This is a genomic window from Kribbella sp. NPDC054772, assembly GCF_053611945.1.
On record NZ_JBSHBJ010000005.1, the window covers coordinates 75,225 to 101,918 of the forward strand.

Here is a 26,694-nt window from a genome sequence, read left to right on the forward strand (position 1 = left end):
GAGTGCTAACTCGGCTTGATGCCTACCTCGGCTTGAGGCCCCAGGCTTCGGCGAGGAGCTGGAACGACTGGCGGCGTTCGGCCGGGTCGTGGATGTTCGTGGTGATGATGAGCTCGTCGGCGCCGGCGGTGTTGGCCTTTCGCAGCAGCTCGCCGGCCACCTGGTCCGGCGTACCCACGGTGACCAGGCCGGTCCACTCCTCGACGGCGGCTTCCTCCGCGTCGCTCCACGGGTAGTCGGCCGCCTCCTCGGGAGACGGCAGCGGGCCGGGGCGGCCGGAGCGCAGGCGCAGCGTCGAGAGCGCATTCGCGCGGGCCAGCGCCTGCGCACGCTCCTCGGTCTCGGCGACGATCGCGGCCAGCGCGAGGATCGCGTGCGGCTGACCCTCGTGCTCGAAGCGCTGGAAGTTCGTCTTGTACGCCGAGATCACGCCGGCCGGGTCGAGGGTCCCGAAGTGGCCGGCGTACGCGAAGCCGGTCCCGAGCGCGGCGGCCGCCTGCCCGCCGTACGTGCTGGAACCGAGGATCCAGATCGGCGGGAGCGGTACGTCGGTCGGTTGCGCGGTGATCGGCTCGAACGGGTGGCCCGCCGGGAAACCGTCGACGTACGCGCGGAGCTCGGCGTACTGCTCGGTGAAGTCGTCGGCGCCGAGGGCCTCCCGGCTACGGCGCAAAGCGAGGGCGGTGCGCTGGTCGGTGCCGGGCGCGCGGCCGAGACCGAGGTCGATGCGGTCCGGGTAGAGACCACCCAGGACCCGGAAGGTCTCGGCGACCTTCAGCGGCGAATGGTTCGGCAGCATGATGCCGCCGGAGCCGACCCGGATCGACGAGGTCGCGGCGGCGACCGCCGCGATCATCACCTCGGGGCTCGAACTCGCCACGCTCGGGATGTTGTGATGCTCCGCCAGCCAGAACCGGTGGTACCCGGCCGCTTCCGCGGTGCGGGCCAGCTCGAGCGTCTCGTGCAACGCCGCCGACGGCCGCGTCCCCGACGGCACCGGCGAGAGGTCAAGCACGGACAGGGGCATCGGGTCAGCGGTCACGTTCAATCGTCAACCGCCGTCCGGGTCGGCGTATTCCGGATCTCCAGCACTCATCAATCGGCCGCGCGAGCGCCGGCTGAGCGTGGAGCGGTCGACCGAACCGCGATTGTGTAGTGCTGGGGATCCGCTCAAGCCGGGTACGGGGTCGCCGCTCGGGCGTCCCGGAGGCTTCGCGCCCACCAGGCGAGTTGGTGGAGGAGCGCCGCGGCGGCCGCGGACGTGCCCGGATCGGTCGGCTCGCCGTCCGCGGTGAAGTCCTCCTCGCGGAACCCGAGGCTGTCGCGGATCGGCACCGCGTGCAGCTCGCCGAAGACCAGCCGCAGCTGCTCGGCCGCGCGGAGCCCGCCGGAGCGGCCGCCGTACACGACGAACCCGACCGGCTTCGCGTACCAAGGCCGTCGTACGGCGTCGATCGCGGTCTTCACGTCACCCGGGTAGGCGTGGTTGTACTCCGCGGTGACGATCAGCACCGCATCCGCCTCGTCGATCCGCCCCGGCAACTCGGTGAGCGGCAGCACACTCAGATCGATCAGGTCGAGCTTGAACTCGTCCGCCCGCTCGACTTCCCGCGCGAACCACCGCGTCACCGCCGTCCCGAACCGCCCCACCTCGAGATTGCGCGTCAACACCACGAGCCGCAGCGGATGAACAGTCACAACAAAACACGCTAATACCTCAACAGAACTTGAGGTCAACCGTCTCATTCACCAGCCGGCTGCTGCTCGGGTGGGAGGGAGGGTGGGGTGGAGGGCTGGAGGTCGGTGTGGGCGGCGTTCATCAGGGGGGTTTGGTCGTCGACTACTCCGACCGTTTGCCAGGCCTTGGTGACGGCGGTGAGTTGGGGTGAGCCGTCGCCGTAGAGCTCGCGGGCGGTGGTTCGAGTGGCGTCGGCGAAGTCGCGGAAGGAGGCGGACTTCGGCAGGTGGCCGGAGGTCAGGGTGCCGTACCAGATCTTGCCGGCGTCGTCGTACGCGTTCCCGCCGAGCTCCGTCGCGACCAGGTAGAACGCGTGGTTCGGGATGCCCGAGTTGATGTGGACGCCGCCGTTGTCGTCCTGCGTCTCGACGTACCCGGCCATGGTGGCGGGCTGCGGGTCCTTGCCCAGCCGCGGATCGTTGTACGCCGTCCCGGGTGCCTTCATGGACCGGAGTGCGACCCCTTGCACCCCGGGGAGGAACAGTCCGGCCCCGATCAGCCAGTCGGCGTCCGCCGCGCTCTGACCCAGCGCGTACTGCTTCGCGAGCGACCCGAAGACGTCCGAGATGCTCTCGTTGAGCGCGCCGGACTGACCGTCGTACGCGAGGTTCGCCGTGTGCTGCGTGACGCCGTGGGTGAGTTCGTGGCCGGTGACATCGATCGAGGACGTGAAGTTCCCGAAGATCGCGCCGTCCCCGTCGCCGAACACCATCTGCGAGCCGTCCCAGAACGCGTTCGCGTAGCCCCGGTCGTAGTGCACCGTCGAGGTGAGCACCTGCCCGGCGTCGTCGATCGAGTCCCGCCCGTAGCACTCCTTGTAGAGCGTCCAGGTCGCGCCGGTGCCGTCGTACGCCTGGTTGACCGCCTTGTCCTGGACCGCGTCGTCGCCCTCGGAGCGCACCAGGGTGCCGGGCAGGTCGGTCCCGTTCTCGGCGTCGTACACCTTCCGTTGCCGGCCGTCGGCCGCGGCCACCCGTTGTCGATACGCCGCGGGCCTGCCACGCAGTACGGCGTCGTGCTGCAACGACTGCCGGATCCGGGCTCGGACGCTGGGGTCACCCGCGGATCGCTCCAGCTGCTCGAGCAGGTACGGCGGGACGATCGAGTGAAACACCACTACAGGAAAACCCGACCAGGAGATAAACTCAAGGATTTGTGGCTGCCGCGCGCAGTGTCATTTCTGCAAAGAGTGAAATGCGGCCTGAAAACCAACCGGGACGCATTTTAACACAAGGGGTAATGAATTGCCGAATCCGGTCGATGCCGAACAGGCACACCTGACTACGTTCTACGCCGCGCTGGACGCCGAGCGCGAGCGCGCCGAGGCACGCACCGACGACGAGCAGCAGCTGCTAACTCGAAACGCCCAGGCCCTCCACCAGCGGGACGGCCGGATCCGTGACCTGAAACTCCGCCTGGCGCGCCTGAACGCCGCCGAGGAGGGGCTGTACTTCGGCCGCCTGGACACCGCCGACGGCGACGTCCTGCACATCGGCCGGCTCGGCCTGCACGACGACGACTACGAACCGCTGCTCGTCGACTGGCGCGCCCCCGCGGCCCGGCCGTTCTACATCGCCACCGCGGTGGCCAACCACGGCATCGTCCGGCGCCGGCACGTGCAGACCCGGCTGCGGCGCGTCCTCGACGTCCAGGACGAGCAGCTCGACCTCGCCCGCGAGGCGGCCGACCCGTCCAAACCCGGCACCGGCGTGATCGGCGAAGCCGTGCTGATGAAGGCGCTGGAGGCCCGCCGGACCGGCCGGATGGAGTCGATCGTCCAGACGATCCAGGCCGACCAGGACCGGATCATCCGTTCCGAACTTCCGGGGATCCTCGTCGTCCAGGGCGGTCCGGGCACCGGCAAGACCGCGATCGCGCTGCACCGGGCGGCCTTTCTGCTCTACACGCACCGCGAGCAGCTGGAAAAGCGCGGAATTCTCGTCGTCGGGCCGAATGCTGCGTTCCTGCGCTTCATCGGCCAGGTGCTGCCCTCGCTCGGTGAGGACGGCGTCCGGCTCGTCACCATCGCCGAGCTCTACCCCGGCCTGAACGCGACCCGCCCGGAGTCCTCGGAGAGCGCCGAGGTGAAGGGCCGGACGGTGATGGCCGACGTGATCGCGAAGGCCGTCGCCGACCGGCAGTGGATCCCGGAGCGACCGGTGCGGGTGATGGTCGACCGGACGGAGCTCACCCTCGACCCGGAGGTGTGCGCGGCGACCCACGCCCGGGTCCGAAACCGCAACCTCACCCACAACCAAGCGCGTCCGTACGTCCTCAACGAGATCACCGACCACCTGACCAGCCAGTACGCCGACTTGATCGGCACCGACCCGCTCGACGGTGAGCAGCTGCTCGACGAGTACGACCTGGCCGAGCTGCGCAAGGAAGTGCTCGCGGAGCCCGCCGTACAGGCGCTGCTCGAACAGCTCTGGCCCCTGCTCAGTCCGCCGAAACTCCTCGAGGATCTGTACGGCGACGAGGACCGGCTCGCGTCCGCGGCGCCGCAACTGTCCGCGCTGGATCGCGAACACCTCCTGAGGTACGGCGCCGACTGGAGCCCGGCCGACGTACCGCTGCTGGACGAGGCGGCGGAGCTGCTCGGTGACGACGGGACCGAGGCGGCGCGGGAGCGGGCCGCGCGGGCGCGGGCGGTCGCTTATGCACAAGGGGCTCTGGACGTGCTGTCCGGTTCGGGGTCGACGGACTTCGACGAGGAGGACGAGGCAGAGATCCTGACCGCGAAGGACATCCTGGACGCCGAGGCGTTCGCCGAGCGGTACGAGGCGGACGACGACCGGACGCTGGCCGATCGGGCGGCGGCCGATCGGCGCTGGACGTACGGGCATGTGATCGTCGACGAGGCGCAGGAGCTGTCACCGATGGCGTGGCGGGCGATCGCGCGCCGGTGCCCGCTGCGGTCGATGACCGTGGTCGGTGATGTGGCGCAGACGAGCTCGGTCGGCGGCGGGACGACCTGGGCGAGCGCGCTCGGTGAGACGTTCGGCGATCGCTGGCGCCTCGCTGAGCTCACGCTGAACTACCGCACCCCGGCCGAGGTGATGGAGGTCGCGAACGACGTACTGCGGGCGGTCGACCCGTCGGCGCGGGCGCCGCAGTCGGTCCGTTCGACGGGCGTGCGGCCCTGGCACCTCGACGTCCCGGCGGCCGAGCAGGCGTTGTACGTCTACAAGATGGCGACCGAGGAGACGGCGTACGGCGAGGTCGGGGTGATCACGTCGCGCAGCCGGCTGGAGCTGATCCAGGAGGCGGTCGACGGACTGTCCGGCGTCACCGTCCTCACGGCCCGCGAAGCCAAGGGCCTCGAGTTCGACTCGGTCCTCGTCGTCGATCCCGACGGCATCGTGATCGAGTCCCCGCGCGGCCTGCGCGACCTGTACGTCGCTCTCACCCGGTGCACCCAACGCCTCGGTGTCGTAGGCCAACTACCCGACGTACTCACGGACTCCGCCGCCTGGGCCCGCGATTGAACGACCACGGCTCCGAGGGTTTGTGGGGCAGGTGATCGAGCCATGGACAGCCGATAGCCGCAGAGTTTCAATGGCTAGCGGGGGGAATCATCATGGGGGAACCGTATCCACGCACGCAGTGTGATCGGCGGACCGAGCGGGGTAACGCGGTCCTGGCGGTTCTGGGGGGAATGGCGGTCGGCGTCATTCTGGTCTTGCTGGCCTGGCTCGTGGTGCTGGTGACCAAGGACCCGCCGGCCTCCCACGCAGCCGATACGCCGGCGTCGGCACCGGCTGCGCGAGCAAAGTCCGCGCCTGCCGCCCCCGTGCCGACGCGCACCGTGACGGTGACGCCGTCGGCGAAGGGAACGTCCACGCCGACCTCCGGAGACGTGCGGGAGCTGCCGGCCGGGATGTTCTGCCGGGACCTGAAGGCCCAGGGACTCGGGTACGCCGCGGCAGTCGACTACTGGTACCTGCACGGGCAACCGAAGCAAATGGATGCCGACCGCAACGGAATTCCGTGCGAGACCGTCTACTCGCGCAGCTCCGTCGCGGCCTACTGGAACGGGCGTGAGGTCAACGGCGTCGTGAACTGGCAGGCCGGGATGTACTGCCGTGACCTCGTCGCGCGCGGAGCGTCGTACGCGGAAGCCGTCCGGTACTGGTGGTACTACGGCATGCCGGCCCGGATGGACGCCGACAAGAACGGCATTCCGTGCGAAACGGTGTACTCGAGCGCGGCGGTCAACGCATTCTGGTACCCGTGACGCGACAGGCTTGGGCCGGATTCCTCGTAGCGATGGTGGTCGTGGCTGGTGGTGGGCTGTTCGCGCTGTCGGCGGCGGGAGTGTTCGACAGCCCGAAACCCACCGCGGCCCCGTCCCCCACGCCGTCACCCAAGCCGACCACCATGCGACGCCCCCACACGACAACACCCGCCAGACCGGAGAGGCAGGCCGCCGTCCGGTATGCGTTCCCGGTAGGTGGCTGTCGGGCGGATGCCTCGCAGAGTCACCACGACTACCCGGCGTCGGACATCTTCGCGAACGTGGGCTGCCTGTTCGTCGCGCCGGTTGCCGGGCGGGTCGACGAGGTCACCCGGGTCGACGCCTGGAATCCGAAGACCAACCGAGGCGCCGACCGTGGCGGCCTGTCGGTCTCGATCGTCGGAGTGGACGGCGTCCGGTACTACGGCTCGCACCTGTCAGCCATCCAGCCAGGCATCAAGCCGGGCGTTGAGGTCAAGGCCGGGCAAACGTTGGGACATACCGGGAAGACCGGGAGCGCACGAGGAACCCCGCCCCACCTGCACTTCGGGATCAGCTGGCCCACCGGGCCCAGCAGGTGGTGGATTCGCCGCGGCGCCGTGCCGCCGCAGGCGTACCTGAACAGCTGGCACCATGGCGGACAGCTGTCACCGGTCGCATTGGTCGCGAAGACCAGGCGCCAGTACGGCGTGGATCGCGGCTGCCGCTCGTACTGCTGACAGCGACCCGTCAGCGAGCGCGACCCTCGCGCAGCATGCCCACCGACTTCTCGATGCGCCGGTCGCGCGTGGCCTCGGTCTTCGCCGACGTCACCTGCAGGACGTGCCACTGCCGGTTGCTGTAACTGAGCGTCTCCCAGAACGCCTGCGCCTTGGCATCCGCGGCGAGCGCCGTCGCCAGCGGTTCGGGGACCTCGAGCTCCCGCGGTGCCGTGTCGAGCTCGACGTCGATCTCGAGCACGTCACCGGGCGCGACCCCGGCCTCGGTACGGCGGTCCGCGCTGACTCCCAGCAGATACCGGCCGCCCATCCGCGCGATCGACGTACGGAACGTGAGTCCGTTGACCTTGACGCTGACCTTCGGCCGGCCGCCGCCACCGAGCGACTCGACGACGGACTCGGGGATCTCGAACCCGGCGGTGTTCTTGCCGGTGGCCAGCAGTTCGGCGGTGATTTTCATCGAACCTCCCTGGTGCGGTCGTCGGCCCAGTCAACCAGGTCGTGTCGAGATCCGCGCGCGAGCTCCGACGTACCGGATGTCAGTGTCAGTGGAAGGAGAGATGGTGGCGAAGCCCGTACTGAACAGCATGTTGCTCGGCAGCACCGACGCCGAGCGGCTCAAGACGTGGTACCGCGACGGCTTCCAGGCCGACGTCGACGGCTACGGGAACCTCGATCTGGGTGGGTTCGGACTGGTGATCGAGCAGCGCGACGACGTCGCGGCGAAGAACGCCGAGCCCGGGCGGCACATCGTGAACTTCGCGGTCGACGACATCGAGGCGGCGGCCGCGCATCTGCGCGCGCTGGACGTCGAGTGGCTGGTGCACCCGGAGGACCGCGGTATCGGCTGGTTCGCGACGTTGCTCGACCCGGACGGGAACTACGTCCAGCTCATTCAGATGAAACCGGAGTACTACGCGAAAAAGTGAAAAAAGTTCGCACCGGACCTGGGGGATCCGGTGCGAACATTCACCACGGAATTGCGTACTGCAGTCAGGCGCATTTCGGCAGGGGAGAAAATGGCGGCAAGCGAGGGGCAGAACGCCCGCACTCGCTTGCCGCCCAAACCCGGCCCTTTGATTGATCGAGGTGAGGCGACTCGATCAGGCGACGTTCCGCGTGGGTTGTCTGGTGGGTGCGGAACGCGAAAGGTACCGGAGACTTTCTCAGCGGGGTGCTACGTCCCACATGCGCTCGCCGGGCAGGGGTTCGGGGAGCTTGTCGACGGCGGGCATCGGGTCGTTGGTGACCCGAAGACCGGCGAACCGACGGCTCATGGCGTCTGCGTACCGCTCGGCCAACGCCGGCTCGGCGTTGTAGTCGGCGATGACGTGCTCACCGAACCAGACACGCACGCGTCGACGCGAAATGGTCTGGGTGGCGGTGGCGGTTGTCACTGGTCCTCCTGGCTGTACTTCGAGGGTGAACGGCCTGGAAAACGCGGGCGAGCGCGGTGCCGGTGCGCCGTGTTGTGTTCACCGTCACGTCAGATCCAACGGAGATCGGAGAGCGGAGGTCACGCCCTGTTCCCAGAATTTCTGGGCTTTTCCGGACTTTCCGGAACCGAATTCTTCGCCCGTGTGTTCGATTACTGAAACGGGCCTCGAACGGAGACGCCGCCGTCCAGCACGATCTGCTGCCCGGTGATGTACGACGCGACGTCCGACGCCAGGTACACGACCGCGTCGGCAACCTCGGCGGACCGGCCGAACCGGCCGACCGGGATCTCCTCGACGACCTCGGCGTCGACGGTCGCGTTCGCCACGGCAGTCGCGATCGCGCCGGCCGCGGCGACGTTCATCCGGATCCCGTCCCGCGCGTACTCGGCCGCGACCGTCCGGGCCAGACTGAGGATGCCCGCTTTCATCACGCCGTACGCCGCCTGCTCGGGTGCCGCCATGAACCCGGTGACCGACCCGACGCTGACGATCGCGCCGCCGGTGCCCTGGTCCAGGAAGACCCGTAGCGCGGCCCGGACCGCGCGGGCGACGTACCGCAGGTTGACCTCGTAGATCGTGTCCCAGTCCGCGTCGGCCATCTCGTGCAGCTTCACCGCGGGCACGAACGCAACCTGCCCGCCGACGACCGTGACCAGCACGTCGAGCCCGCCGAGTTTTTCCACCGCGGCCGCGACCATCGCCTCGATGTCGCTCGCCGAACGAACGTCTCCGGACGTCGGGTACGCCGTACCGCCGCGCTCCCGCACCGCGGCAGCGGCCTCCTCGGCACGCGCCGGATCGAGATCCGCGACCAGCACCGCCGCTCCTTCGTTGCCGAAGGCCTCGGTCGTCGCCCGCCCGATCCCGCCGCCCCCGCCACCGATCACCAGAATCCGTTTCCCAGTCAGCTGCATGAGGCGGAGGCTACGGCAGGAACGTCATGAGATTCACAGGGTTTCCTCAGGAAAGACACGCCGAACCTGTCGGAACGGCTCCGTACGCTGGAGAAGTGACCATCGAAGACGCTGGAATCAGGCCGACGACCGCGGGACCCGAGGGCGAGCAGGTGGCGGCGACCGCCCTCGTGATGCCGGAGCGGGTCATCGGCGGCGTCGTGCCGTCACCGGTTCGCCGCGGACCGACAGGTATCGCGGCCGTGCAGACCGAGCACCTGATCGGCGATGTCGGCGATGCGTTGCGCTTGCTGGACGCGGTGGAGCGGGTTCGCGGTCACGCGCACCCGTTGGTCCTCGGCTTGCAGGAGGCGGTCGGGATCAAGATGCCGGCCGCGCTCGTCCTGAGCGCTATCGCGAACGGTCGCGTCACCGCCGGCGAGGTCGCGAAACAGGTCGGCATCACGACCGGTGAGGCGGAGCTGGCGATCGCCGACCTGGAAACGCTCGGCATGGTCCGGACCGACCCGGCACTGGCCGTCACGGGGATGGGCCAGGCACGGCTGTCCCAGCTCGACGGCCTGACTGTCCGGGTCCTCGACGTCATCACCGGCATCCTCGGCCCCACCGACGCCGCCCACCTGGTCCGGCTCCTGCACACCGTCGCCGACGGGCTCGAGTCCGCCTCGGTCGCGGCGGCCGTCAACGACTCCCTCCCGCAGGTTCTCCACACCTGATCGCGGATATCCCCTCGGGTGGGGGTGTCGAGAATCGCGTTGTTGTGTCGACGTTGCTGGTGTCACGTACTAGAGGAGGCATCAGATGTTGAAGGACAGCAAGGCGTTCAGTGGGTTCTCGGTCGACGACATCCCGCGGGCCAAGGAGTTCTACGGGACGACGCTCGGGATCGACGTCGGGGAAGAGCACGGCATGTTGCATCTGCGGGTCGCGGGTGGGACGCCGGTGCTGGTGTACCCGAAGGCGGACCACGTGCCGGCCGAGTACACGGTGCTCAACTTTCCGGTCACCGACATCGAGGCGACGGCGCGGGAGCTGGCCGGGCGCGGTGTCACGTTCGAGCGGTACAACGACGAGCAGGACGAGTCTGGGATCAACCGCGGGCAGGGCCCGCTGATCGCCTGGTTCAAGGATCCGGCGGGCAACGTGCTCTCGATCATTCAGTCCTGAGGGATCGCGTCGTCGTACTGACCCAGGCGGCCCCGGTAGCGGGCGCCGTTCAGGTAGGGCCAGGCGTACGCGGTGCATCCGTGGAGGCCGAGGGTCTGCTGCTGCATGACCGGCGCCGGCTGGCCGGGGCCCGGGCACAGCTCGTGGCCGCGGCCGAGGCGGTGCCCTGTCTCGTGGTTGATCATGTAGTGCCGGTACGTCGCCAGTGACGCGCCGAACCCCCTCACGCCGTGCACCCACCGCGCGACGTTCAGCACGACCTGGTCGCCGATCCGGCAACTCGTGTACCGGTCGGGAGCCGAGCCGCAGATCGAGTCCCGCGTCTGCGGCGTCACCAGCATCACTGTGAAGTCGGCCGTCTCGCCCGGACCCACCTGCTGGAAGCTCCACTGCCCGCGCGAAGCCCACCCCGCGGGCGCGCCGTACGCCGTCCGCACGAACTGCCCGAACGCGGCCTGATCGACCCCGGTGATCCCGCTCTCGATCGCGATCCGGAACCGCAGCAACCGCCCGCCACGCCCGATCACCGCGGGATTGCCAGGCAGTACGGCGTACCGCCGCGGCCCGGCCACCGGGTACGAGATCGCCTCCGGGACCGTGGCCCGCGTCGGCAGCTCCGACCGCACCGGCGACTGAGCCGACTGCGTGGACTGGGTCGACTGCGTTGACTCGGTTGACTGCGTGGACTCATCGGACCCCACCGCGGCCCGCAGCAGCCGCTCCGGGGACCCGTGCCGGGCGAACGGGCTGGCCGGCACCTCGACCACTGCCCCGATCGCGAGCGCGACCGTGATCGCGAGCCCGGTCCTCCTGACAACACTCCAGCGCCGCATCCGTTGACTCCCCACAGCCCGCCCACGGCGGGCGCGCTCACTCATCACTTGCCACTGTGCCCAGAAAACCTTCTCCGCCCACGGGTGGAGAGCAGATTTCCACCTGCTTTTTCTAACACGCCCGTGTTAGTTTAACTCGAAGAAGCACACCTGTACCAAAAAGGAGAGCCTTCGATGAACCGCTGGACCGCAGGCCTCGCCACCGCGACGCTACTGACCGCCGTCACGCCCGCGCTGACCGCCTGGGGTACGGCCCCGGCGGCGCGACTGACCGCGGACGTGAACCGAGACGGGCTGCTCACCCACGCCGACGACGCCGGCAAGGGCACCTGGACCGACTCGCGTGGCGCGATCTTCCTGCCCAACCTGGACGACGACGAACACCGCTGCACGGTCGACCCGGCCGATCTGAACGCACCCGGCCGCGCGGTCGACGACAAACTTGCCGCCTGCAACGACTCCGCCGACGACCGGATCAACGGACCACGGGACGCGGCAGACCTGGCACCACTAGCGATCGATGCCCAGCGCAACCTCTCGGACAGCGCGACCGGAAACGTCACGATCACCCCCGCGAACAAGGCTCGCGGGTTCGCCAACGGCCGCCCGGTCAGTACGCTGACCGCTCAGGACCTGCGGCGCGGCGTACGGCTGCAGCTCGAAGGGCGCGACATCGTCCGGGATCCGGCCCGGTGGGACGGCCAGATCACCGTCACGTTGTCCGTCACCGATCGCGGCCAGACCAGCACCGACGCCGTCCGGATGCGCGTCGCTCCCTTGATGCTGCAGAACGATCTCCAGCCCGCGCAGACGGTCCTCGCCGGGAAACCGGCCAAGGGGCAGGGATGGTGGGGCAAGACGCCGACGCATGAACCGGGTGAGTGGCAGCCGTTCGCGAAAACGTTGCGGCAGGCAACCATGTCAGCCGGTGCCCGGATGAAGTTCGTGCAGGGTACGCCGGAAGGCTGGCAGGACATGTGGTTGCAGGACACGTTCGAGCCCGCGACCGCGAGCATGCCGGCCGTCGGCAGCGCGCACACCATGCGCATCCTGATCCGCTCGGGCAACGTCTGGGACCTCCCGGACACCGACACCCCACGTCCCGCCGGGCGGTTGCTGTACCGCGACCTGCGCGGACCGGACGTCGGCATCGTCCAGGAGCTCGCCGACAAGGCCTCCCCCGGTCTCGACGACCTGCTGAACATGGGCGGCAACATCGAGTCGCTCCCGCCGTACGCCGGATATCCGCACGGGCGGATCGTCTACGGGTCCGGTGAGCGGCACCCCGATCCGGCGTTCATCACGATGGTGACGAGCCAGGGCTACCAGCCGCCGGTCGTGATCGACACGTCCTGGCTGATGGTCGGACACCCGGATGAGACGACGCACGTGGTGCGCGCGAACAACGCCCGCGGCTGGACACTCGCGGTCGCGGATCCGCGACTCGCATTCCGGCTGCTGCGCGATGTGCAACGGCGGGGTGGTGGCGGTCAGCACCTGTTCGCGGACACCAACTCGCCGCACAAGCCGACCGTCGACGAGGTCCTGAGTGCCGGGCAGGCCGACAACGAGGCGGCGGCGCGGCACATCGACGACCAACTCGAGATCCTGCTGAAGGCGACCGGCCTGCGTGCGGACGAGGTGGTGCGACTGCCCGTGGCCTTCAACAAGGTGCCTGGGTACGGCTTACTCACGGCGCTGACCCCCGGGCTCGTGAACGGACTGTCGCTCACCGAGCATCAGTTCGCCGCGCCGGATCCGCACGGGCCCCGGTTGAACGGGCGAGACGTCTTCCGGCAGGCCACCGAACGGGCCCTCGCGCACAACGGCGTACGGGTGCACTGGGTCGAGAACTTCGCTTGGTCGCACCTCGGTGGTGGCGAGGTGCACTGCGCCACCAACGCGCTCCGCGACACCCGCGGCGCTACGCCTTGGTGGTCCGGAACCGGAGGCTCGGGTACTTCGACTCGATGAATCCGAGGTCGCGATAGAGGTCGATGCCGTCGTCGGTCGCATGCAGCTCGATCTGGCCGACGGCGGTCTCGTCCCGGAACCAGTCCATCAGCGCCACCACGCACGCGCGCGCCAGACCACGCCGCCGGAAGTCCGGTTCGGTGCTGACGTTGTACAGGTGACCGCGAACAGTGCTCAGGTCCCGCGGGCCCGGCGGGTGCGCCCAGACGTTGCCGGCCGCGCCCGCGACCACGCCGGCGCTCGGATCGTCGACGACGTACGCCGCGAACGTGTCCGGCGATGCCAGCTGTTCGGTGAACCAGTCGAGCGCGATCTTCTGCCAGGGTCCGTCGAGGTCATTGCCCATGGCAGCGAGCATCAGTCCGCGTAACCGGACCAAGGACTCCGCGTCGTCCGGCGTCGCGCGCCGTACCTGAATGTCGGTCACCTCGCCGATCATGCCAACTTTTTGCCGCGTCAGTGAATCGTAGAGGGCATGGTCCAGACCAGAGCGCGGCGTTCAGCGCGCGGCCAGCGAGCCCGCCGCGTCAGGTCCCGGCAACGATCAACGATCGCCGCGCTCGCGCTCGCGATCCTCGGCGTCCTCGTCCCGGGGACGGCGTACCTCGTCGCGCGCCGGACCCGCCTCGGGTCGGTCGTGACCGCGATCAGCCTCGCGCTCTACGGCACCGCGGCGTACGTCGGTCTGCGGCACCGCGACAGCGTGATCACCTGGGCGCTGGACTCGACCGTGCTGCTCTGGATGATCGCCGGCCTGATCGTCATCGCGCTCGCCTGGGTCGTCGTGCTCGTGACGTCGTACAAGATGCTGCGACCGCTCACCGCCGGACCGGGCATGCGCGTGCTCGGCTCGCTGGTGATCGGCGTCGTGTGTTTCGCACTCGCCATCAGTACGGCGACCGGTGCGCAGACCCTGGTGGCGCAGCGCAGCCTGGTGGACAAGGTGTTCGGCGGCGACGACACGAAGAGCCAGACCCGGCCGACGATCATCCCGAAGAAGGACATCTGGCAGCAGATCCCGCGGCTCAACGTGCTGCTGCTCGGCGCCGACGACGGCGACGGCCGGCAGGGCACGCGCACCGACTCGGTGATGGTTGCGAGCATCGACACCAAGACCGGCAACACCTCGCTGATCTCGCTGACCCGGAACTTCATGCGGATGCCGTTCCCGGCCGACTCGCCGCTGCACAAGAAGTTCCCGACCGGCTTCTGGGATCCGAGCATCGACCCCAGCAAGGAGCAGTCGGAGTTCTACCTGGACGCGATGTACCGCAACATCCCGAAGTTGTACCCCGGCATCCTCGGCCCGTCCGACAACGAGGGTGCCGACGTGCTGAAGGTGTCGGTCGGCGAGGCGCTCGGACTGAAGATCCACTACTACGTGCAGATCGACCTGGCCGGGTTCGCGCAGCTCGTCGAGGCCCTCGGCGGGATCACCGTGAACATCAACTACCCGGTCCCGGTCGGCGGCAGCGACGACGACAAGATCCCGCCGAGCCGGTACCTGCAGCCCGGGCCGAACCGGCAGCTGAACGGGACGGACGCGCTCTGGTTCGCCCGCGGCCGCTACAAGGTACCGACCGCGGACCTGGCCCGGCAGGCGCGGCAGCGGTGCACGGTCAAGGCGATCGTCGAACGGGCCACCCCGCAGAACGTGCTGGTCAACTACCAGAAGATCGCGAAGGCCGGCGAGCAGCTGATCCGGACCGATATCCCGAAGGAGCTGCTCGGTCCGCTGGTCGGCCTCGGCGAGCGGGTGAAGACCGCGAAGATCACGAACGTCGACCTGGACAAGAAGAAGAACTTCCCGAACGGACGCAACCCGAACTACGCCGGGATGCGGGCGATCGTGGCCCAGGCGACCAACCCGGCAGGCCGTACGACGACGGCGCCGCGCAAGCTCACCACGGCGCCGCCGACGACCGCGACCCAACCTCGCACGACCCAGCCCCGCACGACCGCCAAGCCGGACACCGGCGACCTGGCCTTGGCGTGCGCCTACAACCCCGGAATGCCCGGATAGCGCCGATAACCTGGGTAGCTCGGACAGCCCGCCAGGACGTCAGGCGCCCCGGACGCGTCAGGCGTAGCGGACGCCGAGTCCGCCGTCGACGGCCCAGTTCGCGCCGGTGACGAAGGCGGCCGCGTCGGAGGCGAGGAAGCAGACCACCTCGGCGACGTTCTCCGGCGTACCGATCCGGCCGAGCGGGTGGACGCCGAGCGCCTTCTCGCGTTCGCCCGGGATGGTGTCGAAGAACTCCTCGAGCAGGTCGGTCGAGATGTAGCCCGGGCTGACCGCGTTCACGCGGACCTCGTGCTGCGCGACGTCGAGGGCGAGCGAGCGGGTCATCCCGACCAGTCCGGACTTCGCGGCGGCGTACGGGAACATGCCGGCCGTGGTGAGCTTCGAGTGGATCGAGGCGATGTTCACGATCGCGCCGTGCCGGCTCTCGATCATCGGCGGCAGCACCTCGCGCGACATCAGGAACGCGCCCTTCAGGTCGACGTCGAACACGTCGTCCCATTCCGATACCGACATCGCGGTCGGGTCGGCGTACGAGTTCTTGCCGGCGTTGTTGACCAGCACGGTGAACGGCCCGCCGAGCTCGTCGGTGAGTCTGCCGACCGCGTCCCGGACCGACGCCTCGTCGGTGATGTCGCCGACGGCCGCCGCGACCTTCGCGCCGGACTCGGCCAGCTCGGCCGTCGTCGCGGTCAACGGGTCCGCCAGGATGTCGATGAGCCCGACGGCCGCGCCTTCCGCCGCCGCCTTCACCGCGACAGCCCGGCCGATGCCGCGCGCGGCCCCGGTCACCAGCACAACCTCGTTCGCCAACCGACCAGTCACAAACGTCTCCTCACCTAGGCGTCGGTATCGACCCTAGTGGGAGCCGCAGTCCGGCCAGCACCTCTCTCGCCCTCCGGTCAACCGCTTCGCCTTTCGGCCGACCGCTCGCGCCTGCCAGGCGGCCGCTCCGCCGTCGGCTCAGCGGGCGGCGTGCAGGCTGAACTCGTTGCCGTCCGGGTCGGCGAGCTCGACAGCCCCGTCCGAACCACCGCCGAGCCGCGTGGCGCCGAGCGCGAGCAGCCGCTCGACCTCCGCCTCGACGTCGCCCTCGGTCGTGAGCTCGAACCGCAGCCGGTTCCGCGGCGCCTTCGGGGCGACCGGCGGCCCGCCCCAGCTGATCTTCGAGCCACCCTGCGGCGACTGGATCGCGGTCTCCTCGTCCTGGTCCCAGACCAGCGGCCAGTCCAGCGCCTTGCTCCAGAAGTACCCGACGGCCTGCGTCCCGTCGGACGACAGCGCCCCGATGAACGCGGTGTCCGCGAGGAACTTGTTCCCCGCCCCGATCACGCAGAACTCGTTGCCCTCCGGATCCGCGAGCACCACGTGCCCTTCCTCGGGCGTCTGGCCGATGTCAATGTGCCGACCGCCGTACTCGAGCGCGCGGGCGACCGTCTCCTGCTGCTCCTCGGGCGTCTGGCTGGTCAGGTCGAGGTGCACCTGGTTCGCCCGATCCTTCGGTACGTCGCTGCGCACGAACCGCACCCGGAACCCGGTGGGGTCCTTCGGCAGCAGCTCGGTCTCGGCACTGACCTCCCGGCCGAGGACGCCGGCCCAGAACCGCGCCAGCCCGGCCGGATCCTTCGCATCGAAGGACAGCGCGTAGAGGTTGACGCTCATCGTGACTCCAATCGACCGGGGCTGTCACCGTAGGTCGGCCGGATGAGCGCCCGCAAAGGGATTTACACCGACGCCGCGGCGATTCGCGCGTGCTGGTCGGCGTCGGCGCGGGTCATCGGGCGACGCAGCAGGACGAGCTGGTGGTACAGCGGACCCGTCGCGGTCAGCAGGAGCTGGTGCGCGTCCGTGGCGGGCGGGATGTCGCCGCGGTCGACTGCCCGGCGTACGACGATCGCGGTGCGGTCGTAGCGGTCGATCCAGAACTGGGTGAGCGCGTCGGCGGCTTCCGGCGTACGGAAGGACGCCGCGATCACGGCCTGGGTGACCGACGGGCGGGCGGTGAGGGCGGCGTGGATCTCGCGGTTCACGGCGATCAGGTCGCCTTCGAGCGAACCGGTGTCGGCCGGCTCCCAGGAGTCGTCGGCGCCGGCCTGCAGCAGGTCGACGAGCAGGCCGGCCACGGACTTCCACCGGCGGTAGACGGTGGTCCGATGGACGCCGGACCGTGCGGCGACCGCGTCGATCGTGAGCCCGTCGTACCCGTGCTCGGCCAGCTCGGCCTCGACGGCGGCGAGCACGTCCGAGCGCACTCGGGCGGTGCGCCCACCTGGTCTGCTTGCGCGTTCGTCGTCCGGCATGGCATGATCTTAACGCAACATTCATCGCATTAAGGAGCAGTCAGTGATCTTCTGACCCGCCGTTCGCCAGCCCGAACCCGCGAGAGTCAGGAGGATCCGTATGTCTACCCAGCTGTCCCTGCACGCCGTCACCAAGTCCTACGACCACCACACGGTGCTCGACCAGGTCACCTGCGCGTTCCCACCAGGTCAGGTCAGCGGCCTGATCGGCGAGAACGGCTCCGGGAAGTCGACGCTGCTGCGCGTCGTGGCCGGTCTCGAACCGCCCACGGACGGCACGGTCACCGCGACCGGCAGCCTCGGCTATCTCGCGCAGGACAACCCGTTGCCGCTCGATCTCGACGTGAACGCGCTGGCCGACCACGCCCTCGCCGACCTGCGCCGGATCGAGTCCCGGATGCGGGAGCTCGAAGCCCTGCTCACCGACGGCCGCGTCGACGTCCTCGACGAGTACGGCGAACTGCAGACCGTCTTCGAGATCCGCGAGGGGTACGACGCGGACGCGCGGTTCGCCCGCGCGACGTACGGGCTCGGGTTGAGCACGCTGCCCGGTGATCGGCGCCTGTCCGAACTGTCCGGTGGCGAGTTGGCGCGGTTGCACCTGGCCGCCGTACTCGCGTCGTCGCCGGAGATCCTGCTGCTCGACGAGCCGACCAACCATCTGGATGTACGAGCCGCGGTCTGGCTCGAGGACCACCTGCGGTCCCGGCGCGGTACGACGGTGGTGGTGTCGCACGATCGCGCGTTCCTGGAGCGGGCCGCCTCGACGCTGTTCGAGGTCGACGGCGACACCCACCGGGTGACGCGGTACGGGAGCGGTTATCAGGGTTATCTCGACGAGAAGGCGGCCGAACGAGCTCGGGCCGAGCAGACCCGGGCGCAGTGGGAAGAGGACGTCGCCGACCATCGCGTTCTGGTGCGGACGACGGCGGACCGGGTGTCGTACGGGCGACCGATGAAGGACAACAACAAGGTCGCCTACGACCGTCAGACCGGTCGCGTGAACGAGGCCGAGCGCAGCAAGATCCGCAATGCCAAAGAGCGGTTGCGGCGGCTGGAGGAGAACCCGCCGCCGGTGCCCGCCAAGCCGCTGCGGTTCACAGCATCGATCCGCACGGGCGGCGGATCCGGTGGGTTGGAGGCGGTGGGAGTCTCGGTGGCGGAGCGGTTGGCGCCGGTGTCGCTGGACGTGCCGGCCGGTGGTCGGGTGTTGATCACGGGCCCGAACGGGATCGGCAAGTCGACGCTCCTCGACGTACTCGCCGGGATGCTGACGCCCGACTCCGGGTACGTCGACCGTCGCGGCCGCATCGGGTACCTGCACCAGGAGGCGCACGAGCCGCACCCCGATGCCACGCTGCGCCAGGCACTCGCACGGCACCCGGGCGCGGCGGGACTCGGGCTGTTCCGTGCGGACCAACTGCAGACGAAGGTCAGCGCGTTGTCGACCGGTCAGCGCCGCCGGTTGGCGTTGGCACGATTGCTGACCGCGCCACACGACGTACTGCTGCTCGACGAACCCACGAACCACCTGTCGCTCGTACTGGTGGAGGAACTGGAGGCGGCGCTCGACCGGTACGCCGGTGCGCTCGTCGTCGTCACGCACGACCGCCGCTTCATCTCGCGCTGGCGCGGCACCGTTGTCGACCTGAAGGAGCACTCCCTTGTCAGTCACTGAATTCAAGGTCGGCGAAGCGACCGACGGACCGTACGGCGTCACGGTCGCTGCCGGCGAGGTGTGGACAACCCTCGTCCACACCGGCCAGGTCGCGACGGAGTCCGGGCGGGTCATCGACCTCGACTCCCCCGGCTCCCGACCGAGCGTCATCGTCGAGGGACCGGACCAGGCGGTCTGGTTCACCCGCAACGGCGACGACCGCGTGGGCCGGATCGGGTACGACGGGGTGGTGTCGGCCGTGGAGATCGCCGGGGCGCCGTACGGGATGTGCGTCGGTCCGGACGGGGCGCTCTGGTGCACGCTGATGAGCGTCGACGCGATCGGCCGGGTCAGCGTCGACGGCGAGGTCACCACGTTTCCGATCGGTAGTACGGGAGCGTTCCCCGCGATGATCACCACGTTCGCCGGGGAGCTCTGGTTCACGCTCAACCAGGCCAACGCGATCGGCCGGATGACGGTGGACGGGGCGGTCACCACCTATCCCCTGCCGACGTCAACTGCCGGTCCGGTGGGTATCAGCGCGGGTCCTGACGCCGTGTGGTTCACGGAACTCCTGGCTGACCGGGTCGGCCGGATCACCGCCGACGGGACGATCGAGGAGTTCGCGCTCCCCGAAGGTTCGAAGCCGCACGCCGCGGCCGCGACCTCGGACGGCGGCTGCTGGCTGACCCTTTGGGCCGCCGCATCCCTCGTCCACGTAGATGCCCAAGGCAACGTCACGTCCGAGCATCCACTGGGCGAAGGCTCGGAGCCCCACGGCCTGTCCCTTGCCGAGGACAACTCGGTCTGGGTCGCGCTGGAGACGGGGTCGCTCGCAAGAGTCCAGCCGTAGCCGGACGTCCGCCACTCACCAACCACGCCTGCCCCGCCCACCCGGCCGGAGTTCACGCTCGAGCTCGGCCGGCATGCCGCGGTTGGTGAGTGGCGGAGGTCCGCCCGCAGGGTGAGGAGGTTCACTCGGGCGAGGGAGGACGCACGGTCTTCGGCAGGAGGACAGTGGAGCTGTGAGCACAGCGGTGCAGGTTCGGGGTTCTGCGGCTCGAGTGCGTGACATCGTCGCGGTCGGACGACCGGCCTTCTGGGTCGTCTCGATCGTGCCGTACTACACCGGCATCCTGCTCGCGACCCGCCAACTCGTCCCACCCGTCGAGGAGTGGCCGCGCCTGATCGTCGGGGCGGTCGTGATGGGACCGCTGGTCTGGCTGGCCGTGCTCGCGGTGAACGACGCCTACGACCTCCCGAGCGACCGACTCAACCCGCGCAAGGCGAAGTCCCCGCTGCTCGACGGCCGCATCACGCTCCGGGCGGCCAAGCGTCTGGCGTTCGCCGCAGCAGTCGCCGCGGTCGGGTTGTCGCTCCACGTCGGCATCGTCTTCGCGCTCGGCGTACTCCTGGCCGTTCTCCTCGGCTACGCCTACTCGGTCCCGCCGGTACGCCTCAAGACCCGCGCCGGCTTCGACGTCGCCGTGAACGCCCTCGCTCTCGGCGCCTTCGGACCCCTCGCCGGGTGGGCCGCGATCACCCCGGACCTGAGCGGCTTCCCCTGGCTGATGGGCCTGCAGGGAACGCTCGCGGCGATCGGCCTCTACCTGCCCACCACACTCGCCGACCTGGACGCCGACCGCGCCGCCGGCTACCACACCATCGCGGTCCGCTTCGGCGCGCGAACGACGTACCGAATCGGGTACGCCGCCTGGATCGCCGCCGCCGCACTCTCGGTCATCCTCGCCGCAACCGGCACGATCATCCCACGCAGCATGCTCGTGCTCGAGGTCGTCATGGTCCCGGTGCTGATCGTCGCCTACGGCAAACTCATCGGCCCCCACCAGTCGTTCAAAGGCATCATCGCCCTCTCCGCCCTTTTCCTCTTCCCCTGCGCCACCTTCGCCCTCACCTACACCGGAGTCCTCTGAGCCCATGTATCCAGACATCGAGCCCTACGACCACGGCCTCCTCGACGTCGGCGACGGGAATCACGTGTACTGGGAGACCTGCGGCAACCCCGACGGCAAACCCGCCCTCGTCGTCCACGGCGGCCCGGGGTCCGGCGCCGGCGCCTGGTGGCGGCGGTACTTCGATCCCGCGAAATACAAGGTCGTCCTGGTGGACCAGCGCAACTGCGGACGCAGTACGCCGGACGCCGCCGAGCCGGAGGTCGACCTCAGCACCAGTACGACGGCGCACCTGATCGCGGACTTCGAGCAGCTCCGGCACGAGCTGAACATCTCCCGATGGCTGCTCCTCGGCGCGTCCTGGGGTGCCACGCTCGGACTCGCGTACGCCGAGCAGCACCCGGAGGCGATCTCCGAGATCGTCCTGTTCAGCGTCACGAACACGACCAGCCGCGAGGTCGAGTGGATCACCCGCGAGATGGGCCGGATCTTCCCCGAGGAATGGACCCGGTTCCGCGACGGCGTACCGGCGGACCAGCGCGACGGGAACCTCGCACTCGCCTACAGCCGCCTCCTCCACGACCCGGACCCGGCGGTGCGCGATCAGGCGGCGAAGGACTGGTGCGCCTGGGAGGACACCCATGTCCGCACGCATCCGGGCTGGCGGCCGGACTCGCGGTACGACGACCCGGTGTTCAGACTGCGCTTCGCGCGGCTGGTCACGCACTACTGGGGACACGCGGCTTGGCTGGAGGAGGACGCGCTGGTCCGGAACGCCGGAAAGCTGACCGGCATCCCTGGCGTCCTGATTCACGGACGGCTCGACATCAGCAGTCCGGCGGAGGTCGCCTGGCGGATGGCGCAGGCGTGGCCGGGTGCGGAGCTGCACCTCGTCGAGCAGGACGGGCACGGCGCGGGAGGTCGCAGTACCCAGGAGTTGATCGTCGAAGCGCTGGACCGTTTCGCATTACGGTCCTGACCGCTTTGGTTGGCGTGCACGTGCACGTGCACGCCGGGCAAAGATTTGATCACTGATCTTTACAGCGATGGAACGTGCAGGAACCCTTAGGTCCCATGACTCTGACCCGCCCGGAGCTGGAGACCGACTACGCCCTCAGTCGGTCCGATATCGCGCACTTCGCCGAGCACGGTTTCGTGAAGCTGAAGAACGTGCTCAGCCCCGAGACGATCGCGGAGTACGAGCCGGAGATCACCGGCAAGGTGATCGAGCTGAACACCCAGCACCTGCCACTGGAGGAGCGTGACACCTACGGGAAGGCGTTCCTGCAGGTGACGAACCTGTGGCAGGACAGCGAACGCGTCCTGGAGTTCGTGTCGTCGCCGCGGCTCGCGCGGATCGCGTCGCAACTGCTCGGCGTGCAGTCGGTGCGGCTGTACCACGACCAGGCGCTGTACAAGGAGTCCGGCGGCGGAGTCACGCCCTGGCACGCCGACCAGTACTACTGGCCGTTCGAGACCGACCGGTGCGTGACGATCTGGATCCCGCTGCAGGAGACCCCGATGGAGATGGGTCCGCTATCGTTCGCGGCCGGCAGCCACACGTTCGAGCACGGGCGCGACCTGCCGATCAGCGACGAGTCGGAGCGGATCCTGCAGCAGTCGCTGGCCGAGCAGAACTTCACCGAGGTCTCCGAGCCGTTCGAGCTCGGCGAGGTCAGCTACCACCTCGGCTGGACCTTCCACCACGCGCCGCCGAACACGACCGACATCCCGCGCCGGGTGATGACGGTGATCTACGTCGACGCCTCGATGGAGATCTCGCCGCCGGTGAACGACAACCAGATCGCCGACCTGGCCAACTGGATGCCCGGCAACCAGCCCGGTGAGACCATCTCCTCCCCGCTCAACCCGATCCTCTACTGACCGGCGCCGCCCTGTGCGGCGCCGCTTCACGCCCGCGCTCTGTACCTATTAGTATGTACGCCATGAACACACCAGAGTCCCCGATCAGCCGCGTCATCGTGCTCGACCAGCACCTGCCGGAGCCGCTCCCGGTGCAGCGCGTCGAGGCACGCCGGATCACCATCGCCCCGAACACCGCCCTCGGTGCGCACGTCCACAACGGCCCCGTGTTCGGCAACATCGTGTCCGGCTCGGCTCTCTACCAACAGGACGCCGACGACGAGCCGCAGGTCCTGCACCCCGGCGACGTGTTCTACGAGCCCGCGATCGACCGCATCTCCCGCTTCGACACCGAGGACGAGGGCGTCACGTTCCTCGCCTACTTCCCACTCACCGCAGGGCAGGAAGCGACCCTCGACCTGCTCTAGAGCGTCCGCTTCTGCGGGTAGATCGTCTCGCCGCGGCCCAGTTGGTCGACGTACTGGGCGATGCGCCGGGCGCGGGTCTCGGGTTTCTTCGCGTCGTTCACCCGGAACACGACGGCGAACCGGTTGGCGCTGGTCAGGATCTCGAACATCGCCTGAGCCTTCGGGTTCGCGGCCAGCGCCGCCGCGAGATCGTCCGGGACCTCCAGCGCGCGAGACCCGCCGTACGCCTTGTCCCAGCGTCCGTCGGCCTTCGCCCGTTCGACCTCGGCCCGGCCGGCGGGACGCATCCGGCCTTCGCGTTCCATCCGCGCGATCAGGTCGACGTTCCGCTGCGACCACATGCTCCGGACCCGCCGCGGGGTGTACCGCTGGATGAACGTCGTCTCGTCCCGGCTGCGCCGCTGCCCGTCGATCCACCCGTGACACAACGCCTCTTCGAGCGCCTCGTCGTACGTGAGGCTCGTCGGAGTCGTCACGTTCTTCTTCGCGAGCACCAGCCAGATACCGTCCGACGCGCGATGATTCGAGCCGAGCCACTCCCGCCACGCCTCGGCATCCACGACAACGAGCTCGGTGTTCACAGCGCGGCCTCCTGATAACGGGCGGCCAGTTGCGCCGCGGCATCCTTCAACTCCTGCGGTCCGACGAACTCCAGATCGCACTCGAACATCCCGAACGTCGCCGCCAGCCCGGTCCACGACCACGCGGTCAGCACCAGCCGGCAACTCGTCGGCGTCACCTCCTCGACGATCGCGCCACGACCGGCGTACTGCGCGATGACCGACGCCGGCGACTGCAGGATCGCCTCGCCCCGGAACGTGTTCTGGTCCTGCCCGCTGAACTTGCCCGAGATGTACGTCGTGATGTCCGGCGCCGGCAACTCGCGCGGGGTGAACCGTGGTCCGGTCGGGATCTTCGGTGTCATCCGGTCCACCCGGAACGTCCGCCAGTCCTTCCGATCCAGATCCCAGCCGACGAGATACCAGCGCCCACCCCACGTGACCAGGTGATGCGGCTCCACCTTCCGCGGCGGCACCCACTCGTCGTCTCGCGCGCCTGGTGACGCGTAGTCGAAACGCAGTACCTCCTGGGCCCGGACCGCCATCCCGACCGCGATCAGCTGCTCGGAGTCCACCGTCGTACGCCGGTTCGCGTACCGGTCGACCGTGGTCACCTGCAGCGCATCGACGCGCTGCCGCAATCGCGCCGGCATCACTTGGCGAACCGTGGCTAGCGCTCGCAGCGCGCCTTCCTCGATCCCGGTCACCGTGGTCGTCGCGGTCTGCAGCGCGACCGCGACGGCGATCGCCTGGTCGTCGTCGAACAGCAGCGGCGGCAGGTCGGCGCCAGCGTCCAGCCGGTAGCCACCGTCGGGTCCCTTGGTGGCACGCACCGGGTAGCCGAGGTCGCGCAACCGGTCCACGTCGCGACGAACCGTCCGCGGGCTCACCTCGAGCCGGTCGGCAAGCAGGGCACCCGGCCAGTCGCGCCGGGCCTGCAGCAGCGACAGCAGCGCGAGCAGTCGAGCAGAGGTTTCGGACATGACTTCAGATTGCCACGGGTAGCGGTCAGAACCTGGCCGCTACCACTGGAAATGTCGGACCCAGAGACCGACCGAAGGAGACATCGTGATCAGCACCCGAGCACTCACCAAGGACTTCGTGGTGAGCCGTACCGAGACCGTGCACGCCGTCCGCGGCATCAGCCTCGACGTCGAACCCGGAGAACTGGTCGCTGTCCTCGGCCCGAACGGCGCCGGCAAGACCACCACGCTGCGGATGCTCACGACTCTGCTCGCCCCGACCTCGGGCACCGCGACGGTCGCCGGGTACGACGTGACCGCCCACTCCAGCCAGGTCCGCCGCCGGATCGGGTACGTCGGCCAGGGGAACGGCGCGGGTCACCACCAGCGGGTCGCCGACGAACTGGTCGGCCAGGGCGTCATCTACGGACTCGACCGGCGGGCCGCAAAGCTCCGCGCCGGCGAACTGCTCGAGGCGCTCGAACTGAAGGACCTGGCGCAACGCAAGGTGTCGGATCTGTCCGGCGGTCAGCGCCGCCGACTCGACGTCGCGATGGGTCTCGTGCACGCGCCGTCGCTGCTGTTCCTGGACGAGCCGTCGACCGGCCTCGACCCGCAGAACCGGGCGAACCTGTGGGACCACATCCTGCGAATGCGCGAGCAGTACTCGATGACGATCGTGCTCACCACGCACTACCTCGACGAGGCCGACTCGATGGCCGAGCGGGTCGTCGTGGTGGACCACGGCGAGGTGATCGCCGACGACACCGCGAACGCCCTGAAGGCGAAGCTGGCCGGCGACCGGATCGCGCTCAGTGTTGGCCCGACCAACATCAGCCGAATGAAGCAGCTCGCCGAGCGGTTGCCCGGCGCCCGCGAAGTGGTTGCCGTTGGCGACGAAATCAGCGTTCGAGTCGCGGACGGTCCGGCGACGCTCCCCGAGCTGATCGCCGCCGCGCAGCGCAGCGACGTACCGATCGCGGCCGCTCAGGTGCATCGGCCGACGCTCGACGACGTGTTCCTCAACCTCACCGGCCGCAGCCTGCGTGAGGACAACCACGGAAAGGCCGCTTGAGATGACCACCCTGACCCTCGAACCCAGCCCCGCCCTGACCACCATTCAGCCGTCCCGCAACCTGCTCCGGGACATCCGGATCGTGATGACCCGCGAACTGAAGCCCGTGCTGCGTGATCCGTTCAGCCTGCTGTTCGGGATGATCCAGCCGCTCGTCTTCCTCGCGCTCTTCGGCCCGCTGCTGTCCGGGTCGATGGGCGGCACGTTCGGCGCCGGCGTCTGGCAGTGGTTCGTGCCGTCGATCCTGGTGATGACCACCCTGTTCGGTACGTCGACCACCGGCGCCAACCTGCTGTTCGAGTTCCAGACCGGCGCTCACGAACGGATGCTGGTCACGCCGCTGTCGCGCTCCTCACTCCTGATCGGGCGTGCACTGAAGGAGATGGTGCCGCTGTTCGGGCAGGCGGTGATCGTGATCGCGGTGATGACGCCGTTCGCGTTCGAGCTGCACGTCGGTGGCGCGCTGATCGGGCTGGCGCTGCTCGCGGTGTTCGGCGTCGGCCTCGGCTCGTTCAGCTACGCGCTGGCGATCGCGGTCCGCAAGCAGGACTGGATGTTCTGGGTGGTGCAGCAGACGTTCCTGTTCCCGCTGATGATCCTGTCCGGGATGCTGCTGCCGCTCGAGACCGGCCCGGAGTGGATGCGGATCGCGTCGAAGTTCAACCCGCTGTCGTACGTCGTCGACGCCGAGCGGACCCTGTTCTCGGGCGACGTGGTCTCGACCGCGGTGCTCTGGGGCTGGATCGCGGCGATCGTCACCGCGGCGCTCGGGCTGACCGTCGGCATCCGCGCGATGCTCCGCTCGGCCGGGTGACCCAATTGGGTCAGTGGCCCCGCTGCGCCGTACTCATGGAGGAACTTCACCTACGGTAGCGCTCAGATCACCCACCGC

29 protein-coding genes are annotated in these 26,694 nt (G+C 69.1%); 16 read left to right on the top strand and 13 right to left on the bottom strand.

Annotation, left to right across the window (positions count from 1 at the left end):
- Positions 1–22 precede the first annotated feature (22 nt).
- The 3 genes from ACWGID_RS10685 to ACWGID_RS10695 all read right to left on the bottom strand — a co-directional run bounded on the left by ACWGID_RS10685 (position 23) and on the right by ACWGID_RS10695 (position 2,852).
- Complete coding sequence (locus ACWGID_RS10685) at positions 23–1,042, bottom strand: LLM class flavin-dependent oxidoreductase (RefSeq protein WP_452196189.1); 1,020 nt, start codon at positions 1,040–1,042, stop codon at positions 23–25.
- Positions 1,043–1,170: 128 nt separating this feature from the next.
- Positions 1,171–1,698, bottom strand: a complete 528-nt coding sequence (locus ACWGID_RS10690) for an NADPH-dependent FMN reductase (protein WP_452196190.1) — start codon at positions 1,696–1,698, stop codon at positions 1,171–1,173.
- A 44-nt stretch (positions 1,699–1,742) separates the two neighbouring features.
- Positions 1,743–2,852 (bottom strand): M4 family metallopeptidase, encoded by a 1,110-nt coding sequence (locus ACWGID_RS10695; RefSeq protein WP_452196191.1) that lies wholly within the window; start codon positions 2,850–2,852, stop codon positions 1,743–1,745.
- A gap of 130 nt (positions 2,853–2,982) precedes the next feature.
- Between ACWGID_RS10695 and ACWGID_RS10700 the strand changes: the two genes are divergently transcribed.
- The 3 genes from ACWGID_RS10700 to ACWGID_RS10710 all read left to right on the top strand — a co-directional run bounded on the left by ACWGID_RS10700 (position 2,983) and on the right by ACWGID_RS10710 (position 6,694).
- Entirely contained in the window at positions 2,983–5,226 is a 2,244-nt protein-coding gene (locus ACWGID_RS10700; protein ID WP_452196192.1) for a HelD family protein, read from the top strand.
- A gap of 92 nt (positions 5,227–5,318) precedes the next feature.
- Positions 5,319–5,975, top strand: coding sequence for a hypothetical protein (locus ACWGID_RS10705; RefSeq protein ID WP_452196193.1), 657 nt, complete (start codon positions 5,319–5,321; stop codon positions 5,973–5,975).
- Positions 5,972–6,694, top strand: coding sequence for a M23 family metallopeptidase (locus tag ACWGID_RS10710; protein ID WP_452196194.1), 723 nt, complete (start codon positions 5,972–5,974; stop codon positions 6,692–6,694). The genes ACWGID_RS10705 and ACWGID_RS10710 overlap by 4 nt, the downstream gene beginning before the upstream one ends.
- Positions 6,695–6,704: 10 nt before the next feature.
- Here ACWGID_RS10710 and ACWGID_RS10715 read toward each other — a convergent pair whose 3' ends face one another.
- Positions 6,705–7,154: a YdeI/OmpD-associated family protein gene (locus ACWGID_RS10715; RefSeq protein ID WP_452196195.1), complete on the bottom strand. Its 450-nt coding sequence runs from the start codon at positions 7,152–7,154 to the stop codon at positions 6,705–6,707.
- A gap of 100 nt (positions 7,155–7,254) precedes the next feature.
- Between ACWGID_RS10715 and ACWGID_RS10720 the strand changes: the two genes are divergently transcribed.
- Positions 7,255–7,623, top strand: a complete 369-nt coding sequence (locus ACWGID_RS10720; protein WP_452196196.1) for a VOC family protein — start codon at positions 7,255–7,257, stop codon at positions 7,621–7,623.
- 237 nt (positions 7,624–7,860) lie between these two features.
- On the opposite strand, the gene ACWGID_RS10725 is transcribed toward ACWGID_RS10720, so the two are convergent.
- Positions 7,861–8,049, bottom strand: a complete 189-nt coding sequence (locus ACWGID_RS10725) for a hypothetical protein (RefSeq protein ID WP_452196197.1) — start codon at positions 8,047–8,049, stop codon at positions 7,861–7,863.
- Positions 8,050–8,282: 233 nt separating this feature from the next.
- Positions 8,283–9,047, bottom strand: a complete 765-nt coding sequence (locus tag ACWGID_RS10730; RefSeq protein ID WP_452196198.1) for an SDR family NAD(P)-dependent oxidoreductase — start codon at positions 9,045–9,047, stop codon at positions 8,283–8,285.
- 95 nt (positions 9,048–9,142) lie between these two features.
- Here ACWGID_RS10730 and ACWGID_RS10735 point away from each other — a divergent pair, with 95 nt between their 5' ends.
- Positions 9,143–9,763 carry a MarR family transcriptional regulator gene (locus ACWGID_RS10735; RefSeq protein ID WP_452196199.1) on the top strand — a complete coding sequence of 207 codons (621 nt, stop codon included), beginning with the start codon at positions 9,143–9,145 and terminating at the stop codon, positions 9,761–9,763.
- A gap of 85 nt (positions 9,764–9,848) precedes the next feature.
- On the top strand, positions 9,849–10,214 hold the full coding sequence (locus ACWGID_RS10740; protein WP_452196200.1) for a VOC family protein: 366 nt from the start codon (positions 9,849–9,851) through the stop codon (positions 10,212–10,214).
- Here the strand turns inward: ACWGID_RS10740 and ACWGID_RS10745 are convergent.
- Entirely contained in the window at positions 10,205–11,047 is an 843-nt protein-coding gene (locus ACWGID_RS10745; protein WP_452196201.1) for a DUF3152 domain-containing protein, read from the bottom strand. The genes ACWGID_RS10740 and ACWGID_RS10745 overlap by 10 nt on opposite strands.
- A 174-nt stretch (positions 11,048–11,221) precedes the next feature.
- Between ACWGID_RS10745 and ACWGID_RS10750 the strand changes: the two genes are divergently transcribed.
- Positions 11,222–13,021 (top strand): protein-arginine deiminase family protein, encoded by a 1,800-nt coding sequence (locus tag ACWGID_RS10750; protein WP_452196202.1) that lies wholly within the window; start codon positions 11,222–11,224, stop codon positions 13,019–13,021.
- Here the strand turns inward: ACWGID_RS10750 and ACWGID_RS10755 are convergent.
- Complete coding sequence (locus ACWGID_RS10755; protein ID WP_452196203.1) at positions 12,972–13,448, bottom strand: GNAT family N-acetyltransferase; 477 nt, start codon at positions 13,446–13,448, stop codon at positions 12,972–12,974. The genes ACWGID_RS10750 and ACWGID_RS10755 overlap by 50 nt on opposite strands.
- A gap of 48 nt (positions 13,449–13,496) precedes the next feature.
- Here ACWGID_RS10755 and ACWGID_RS10760 point away from each other — a divergent pair, with 48 nt between their 5' ends.
- Entirely contained in the window at positions 13,497–15,044 is a 1,548-nt protein-coding gene (locus ACWGID_RS10760) for an LCP family protein (RefSeq protein WP_452196204.1), read from the top strand.
- Positions 15,045–15,101: 57 nt separating this feature from the next.
- Here the strand turns inward: ACWGID_RS10760 and ACWGID_RS10765 are convergent, their stop codons facing one another.
- From ACWGID_RS10765 to ACWGID_RS10775, 3 genes are all read right to left on the bottom strand, one after another.
- On the bottom strand, positions 15,102–15,869 hold the full coding sequence (locus ACWGID_RS10765) for an SDR family NAD(P)-dependent oxidoreductase (protein WP_452196205.1): 768 nt from the start codon (positions 15,867–15,869) through the stop codon (positions 15,102–15,104).
- Positions 15,870–16,007: 138 nt separating this feature from the next.
- Positions 16,008–16,706 (bottom strand): VOC family protein, encoded by a 699-nt coding sequence (locus ACWGID_RS10770; RefSeq protein WP_452196206.1) that lies wholly within the window; start codon positions 16,704–16,706, stop codon positions 16,008–16,010.
- A gap of 62 nt (positions 16,707–16,768) precedes the next feature.
- Positions 16,769–17,344, bottom strand: a complete 576-nt coding sequence (locus tag ACWGID_RS10775; protein WP_452196207.1) for a TetR/AcrR family transcriptional regulator — start codon at positions 17,342–17,344, stop codon at positions 16,769–16,771.
- Between the two features lie 100 nt (positions 17,345–17,444).
- On the opposite strand from ACWGID_RS10775, the gene ACWGID_RS10780 reads away from it, so the two are divergent.
- The 6 genes from ACWGID_RS10780 (at position 17,445) to ACWGID_RS10805 (ending at position 23,205) form a co-directional block, all read left to right on the top strand.
- Positions 17,445–19,022: an ABC-F family ATP-binding cassette domain-containing protein gene (locus ACWGID_RS10780; protein ID WP_452196208.1), complete on the top strand. Its 1,578-nt coding sequence runs from the start codon at positions 17,445–17,447 to the stop codon at positions 19,020–19,022.
- Positions 19,009–19,854: a Vgb family protein gene (locus ACWGID_RS10785; protein ID WP_452196209.1), complete on the top strand. Its 846-nt coding sequence runs from the start codon at positions 19,009–19,011 to the stop codon at positions 19,852–19,854. Before ACWGID_RS10780 ends, ACWGID_RS10785 begins: the two co-directional genes overlap by 14 nt.
- A gap of 172 nt (positions 19,855–20,026) precedes the next feature.
- A complete protein-coding gene (locus ACWGID_RS10790; RefSeq protein ID WP_452196210.1) occupies positions 20,027–20,935 on the top strand; it encodes a UbiA prenyltransferase family protein in 909 nt (302 codons plus the stop codon).
- 4 nt (positions 20,936–20,939) lie between these two features.
- Positions 20,940–21,893, top strand: coding sequence for a prolyl aminopeptidase (pip, locus tag ACWGID_RS10795; protein ID WP_452196211.1), 954 nt, complete (start codon positions 20,940–20,942; stop codon positions 21,891–21,893).
- A gap of 95 nt (positions 21,894–21,988) precedes the next feature.
- The gene (locus tag ACWGID_RS10800) at positions 21,989–22,798 is read left to right on the top strand and encodes a phytanoyl-CoA dioxygenase family protein (protein WP_452196212.1); all 810 of its coding nucleotides are present in this window, start codon (positions 21,989–21,991) and stop codon (positions 22,796–22,798) included.
- Positions 22,799–22,860: 62 nt separating this feature from the next.
- Entirely contained in the window at positions 22,861–23,205 is a 345-nt protein-coding gene (locus ACWGID_RS10805; RefSeq protein ID WP_452196213.1) for a cupin domain-containing protein, read from the top strand.
- On the opposite strand, the gene ACWGID_RS10810 is transcribed toward ACWGID_RS10805, so the two are convergent.
- Positions 23,202–23,786 carry a YdeI/OmpD-associated family protein gene (locus tag ACWGID_RS10810; RefSeq protein ID WP_452196214.1) on the bottom strand — a complete coding sequence of 195 codons (585 nt, stop codon included), beginning with the start codon at positions 23,784–23,786 and terminating at the stop codon, positions 23,202–23,204. The genes ACWGID_RS10805 and ACWGID_RS10810 overlap by 4 nt on opposite strands.
- Complete coding sequence (locus ACWGID_RS10815) at positions 23,783–24,748, bottom strand: helix-turn-helix transcriptional regulator (RefSeq protein ID WP_452196215.1); 966 nt, start codon at positions 24,746–24,748, stop codon at positions 23,783–23,785. Before ACWGID_RS10815 ends, ACWGID_RS10810 begins: the two co-directional genes overlap by 4 nt.
- An 85-nt stretch (positions 24,749–24,833) precedes the next feature.
- Between ACWGID_RS10815 and ACWGID_RS10820 the strand changes: the two genes are divergently transcribed.
- Both ACWGID_RS10820 and ACWGID_RS10825 read left to right on the top strand, forming a co-directional pair.
- A complete protein-coding gene (locus ACWGID_RS10820; RefSeq protein WP_452196216.1) occupies positions 24,834–25,802 on the top strand; it encodes an ATP-binding cassette domain-containing protein in 969 nt (322 codons plus the stop codon).
- Position 25,803: 1 nt separating this feature from the next.
- Positions 25,804–26,616: an ABC transporter permease gene (locus tag ACWGID_RS10825; RefSeq protein ID WP_452196217.1), complete on the top strand. Its 813-nt coding sequence runs from the start codon at positions 25,804–25,806 to the stop codon at positions 26,614–26,616.
- Positions 26,617–26,694: the final 78 nt, after the last annotated feature.

Excerpts from the sequence above, each read along its gene's own strand:
- ACWGID_RS10775 (WP_452196207.1), bottom strand. The coding sequence starts at position 17,344 with ATGCCGGACGACGAACGCGCAAGCAGACCAGGTGGGCGCACCGCCCGA.
- ACWGID_RS10705 (WP_452196193.1), top strand. The coding sequence starts at position 5,319 with ATGGGGGAACCGTATCCACGCACGCAGTGTGATCGGCGGACCGAGCGG.
- ACWGID_RS10740 (WP_452196200.1), top strand. The coding sequence starts at position 9,849 with ATGTTGAAGGACAGCAAGGCGTTCAGTGGGTTCTCGGTCGACGACATC.
- ACWGID_RS10825 (WP_452196217.1), top strand. The coding sequence starts at position 25,804 with ATGACCACCCTGACCCTCGAACCCAGCCCCGCCCTGACCACCATTCAG.
- ACWGID_RS10745 (WP_452196201.1), bottom strand. The coding sequence starts at position 11,047 with ATGCGGCGCTGGAGTGTTGTCAGGAGGACCGGGCTCGCGATCACGGTC.
- ACWGID_RS10800 (WP_452196212.1), top strand. The coding sequence starts at position 21,989 with ATGACTCTGACCCGCCCGGAGCTGGAGACCGACTACGCCCTCAGTCGG.
- ACWGID_RS10720 (WP_452196196.1), top strand. The coding sequence starts at position 7,255 with ATGGTGGCGAAGCCCGTACTGAACAGCATGTTGCTCGGCAGCACCGAC.
- ACWGID_RS10770 (WP_452196206.1), bottom strand. The coding sequence starts at position 16,706 with ATGAGCGTCAACCTCTACGCGCTGTCCTTCGATGCGAAGGATCCGGCC.
- ACWGID_RS10750 (WP_452196202.1), top strand. The coding sequence starts at position 11,222 with ATGAACCGCTGGACCGCAGGCCTCGCCACCGCGACGCTACTGACCGCC.
- ACWGID_RS10730 (WP_452196198.1), bottom strand. The coding sequence starts at position 9,047 with ATGCAGCTGACTGGGAAACGGATTCTGGTGATCGGTGGCGGGGGCGGC.
- ACWGID_RS10780 (WP_452196208.1), top strand. The coding sequence starts at position 17,445 with ATGTCTACCCAGCTGTCCCTGCACGCCGTCACCAAGTCCTACGACCAC.
- ACWGID_RS10805 (WP_452196213.1), top strand. The coding sequence starts at position 22,861 with ATGAACACACCAGAGTCCCCGATCAGCCGCGTCATCGTGCTCGACCAG.
- ACWGID_RS10760 (WP_452196204.1), top strand. The coding sequence starts at position 13,497 with ATGGTCCAGACCAGAGCGCGGCGTTCAGCGCGCGGCCAGCGAGCCCGC.
- pip (WP_452196211.1), top strand. The coding sequence starts at position 20,940 with ATGTATCCAGACATCGAGCCCTACGACCACGGCCTCCTCGACGTCGGC.
- ACWGID_RS10815 (WP_452196215.1), bottom strand. The coding sequence starts at position 24,748 with ATGTCCGAAACCTCTGCTCGACTGCTCGCGCTGCTGTCGCTGCTGCAG.
- ACWGID_RS10715 (WP_452196195.1), bottom strand. The coding sequence starts at position 7,154 with ATGAAAATCACCGCCGAACTGCTGGCCACCGGCAAGAACACCGCCGGG.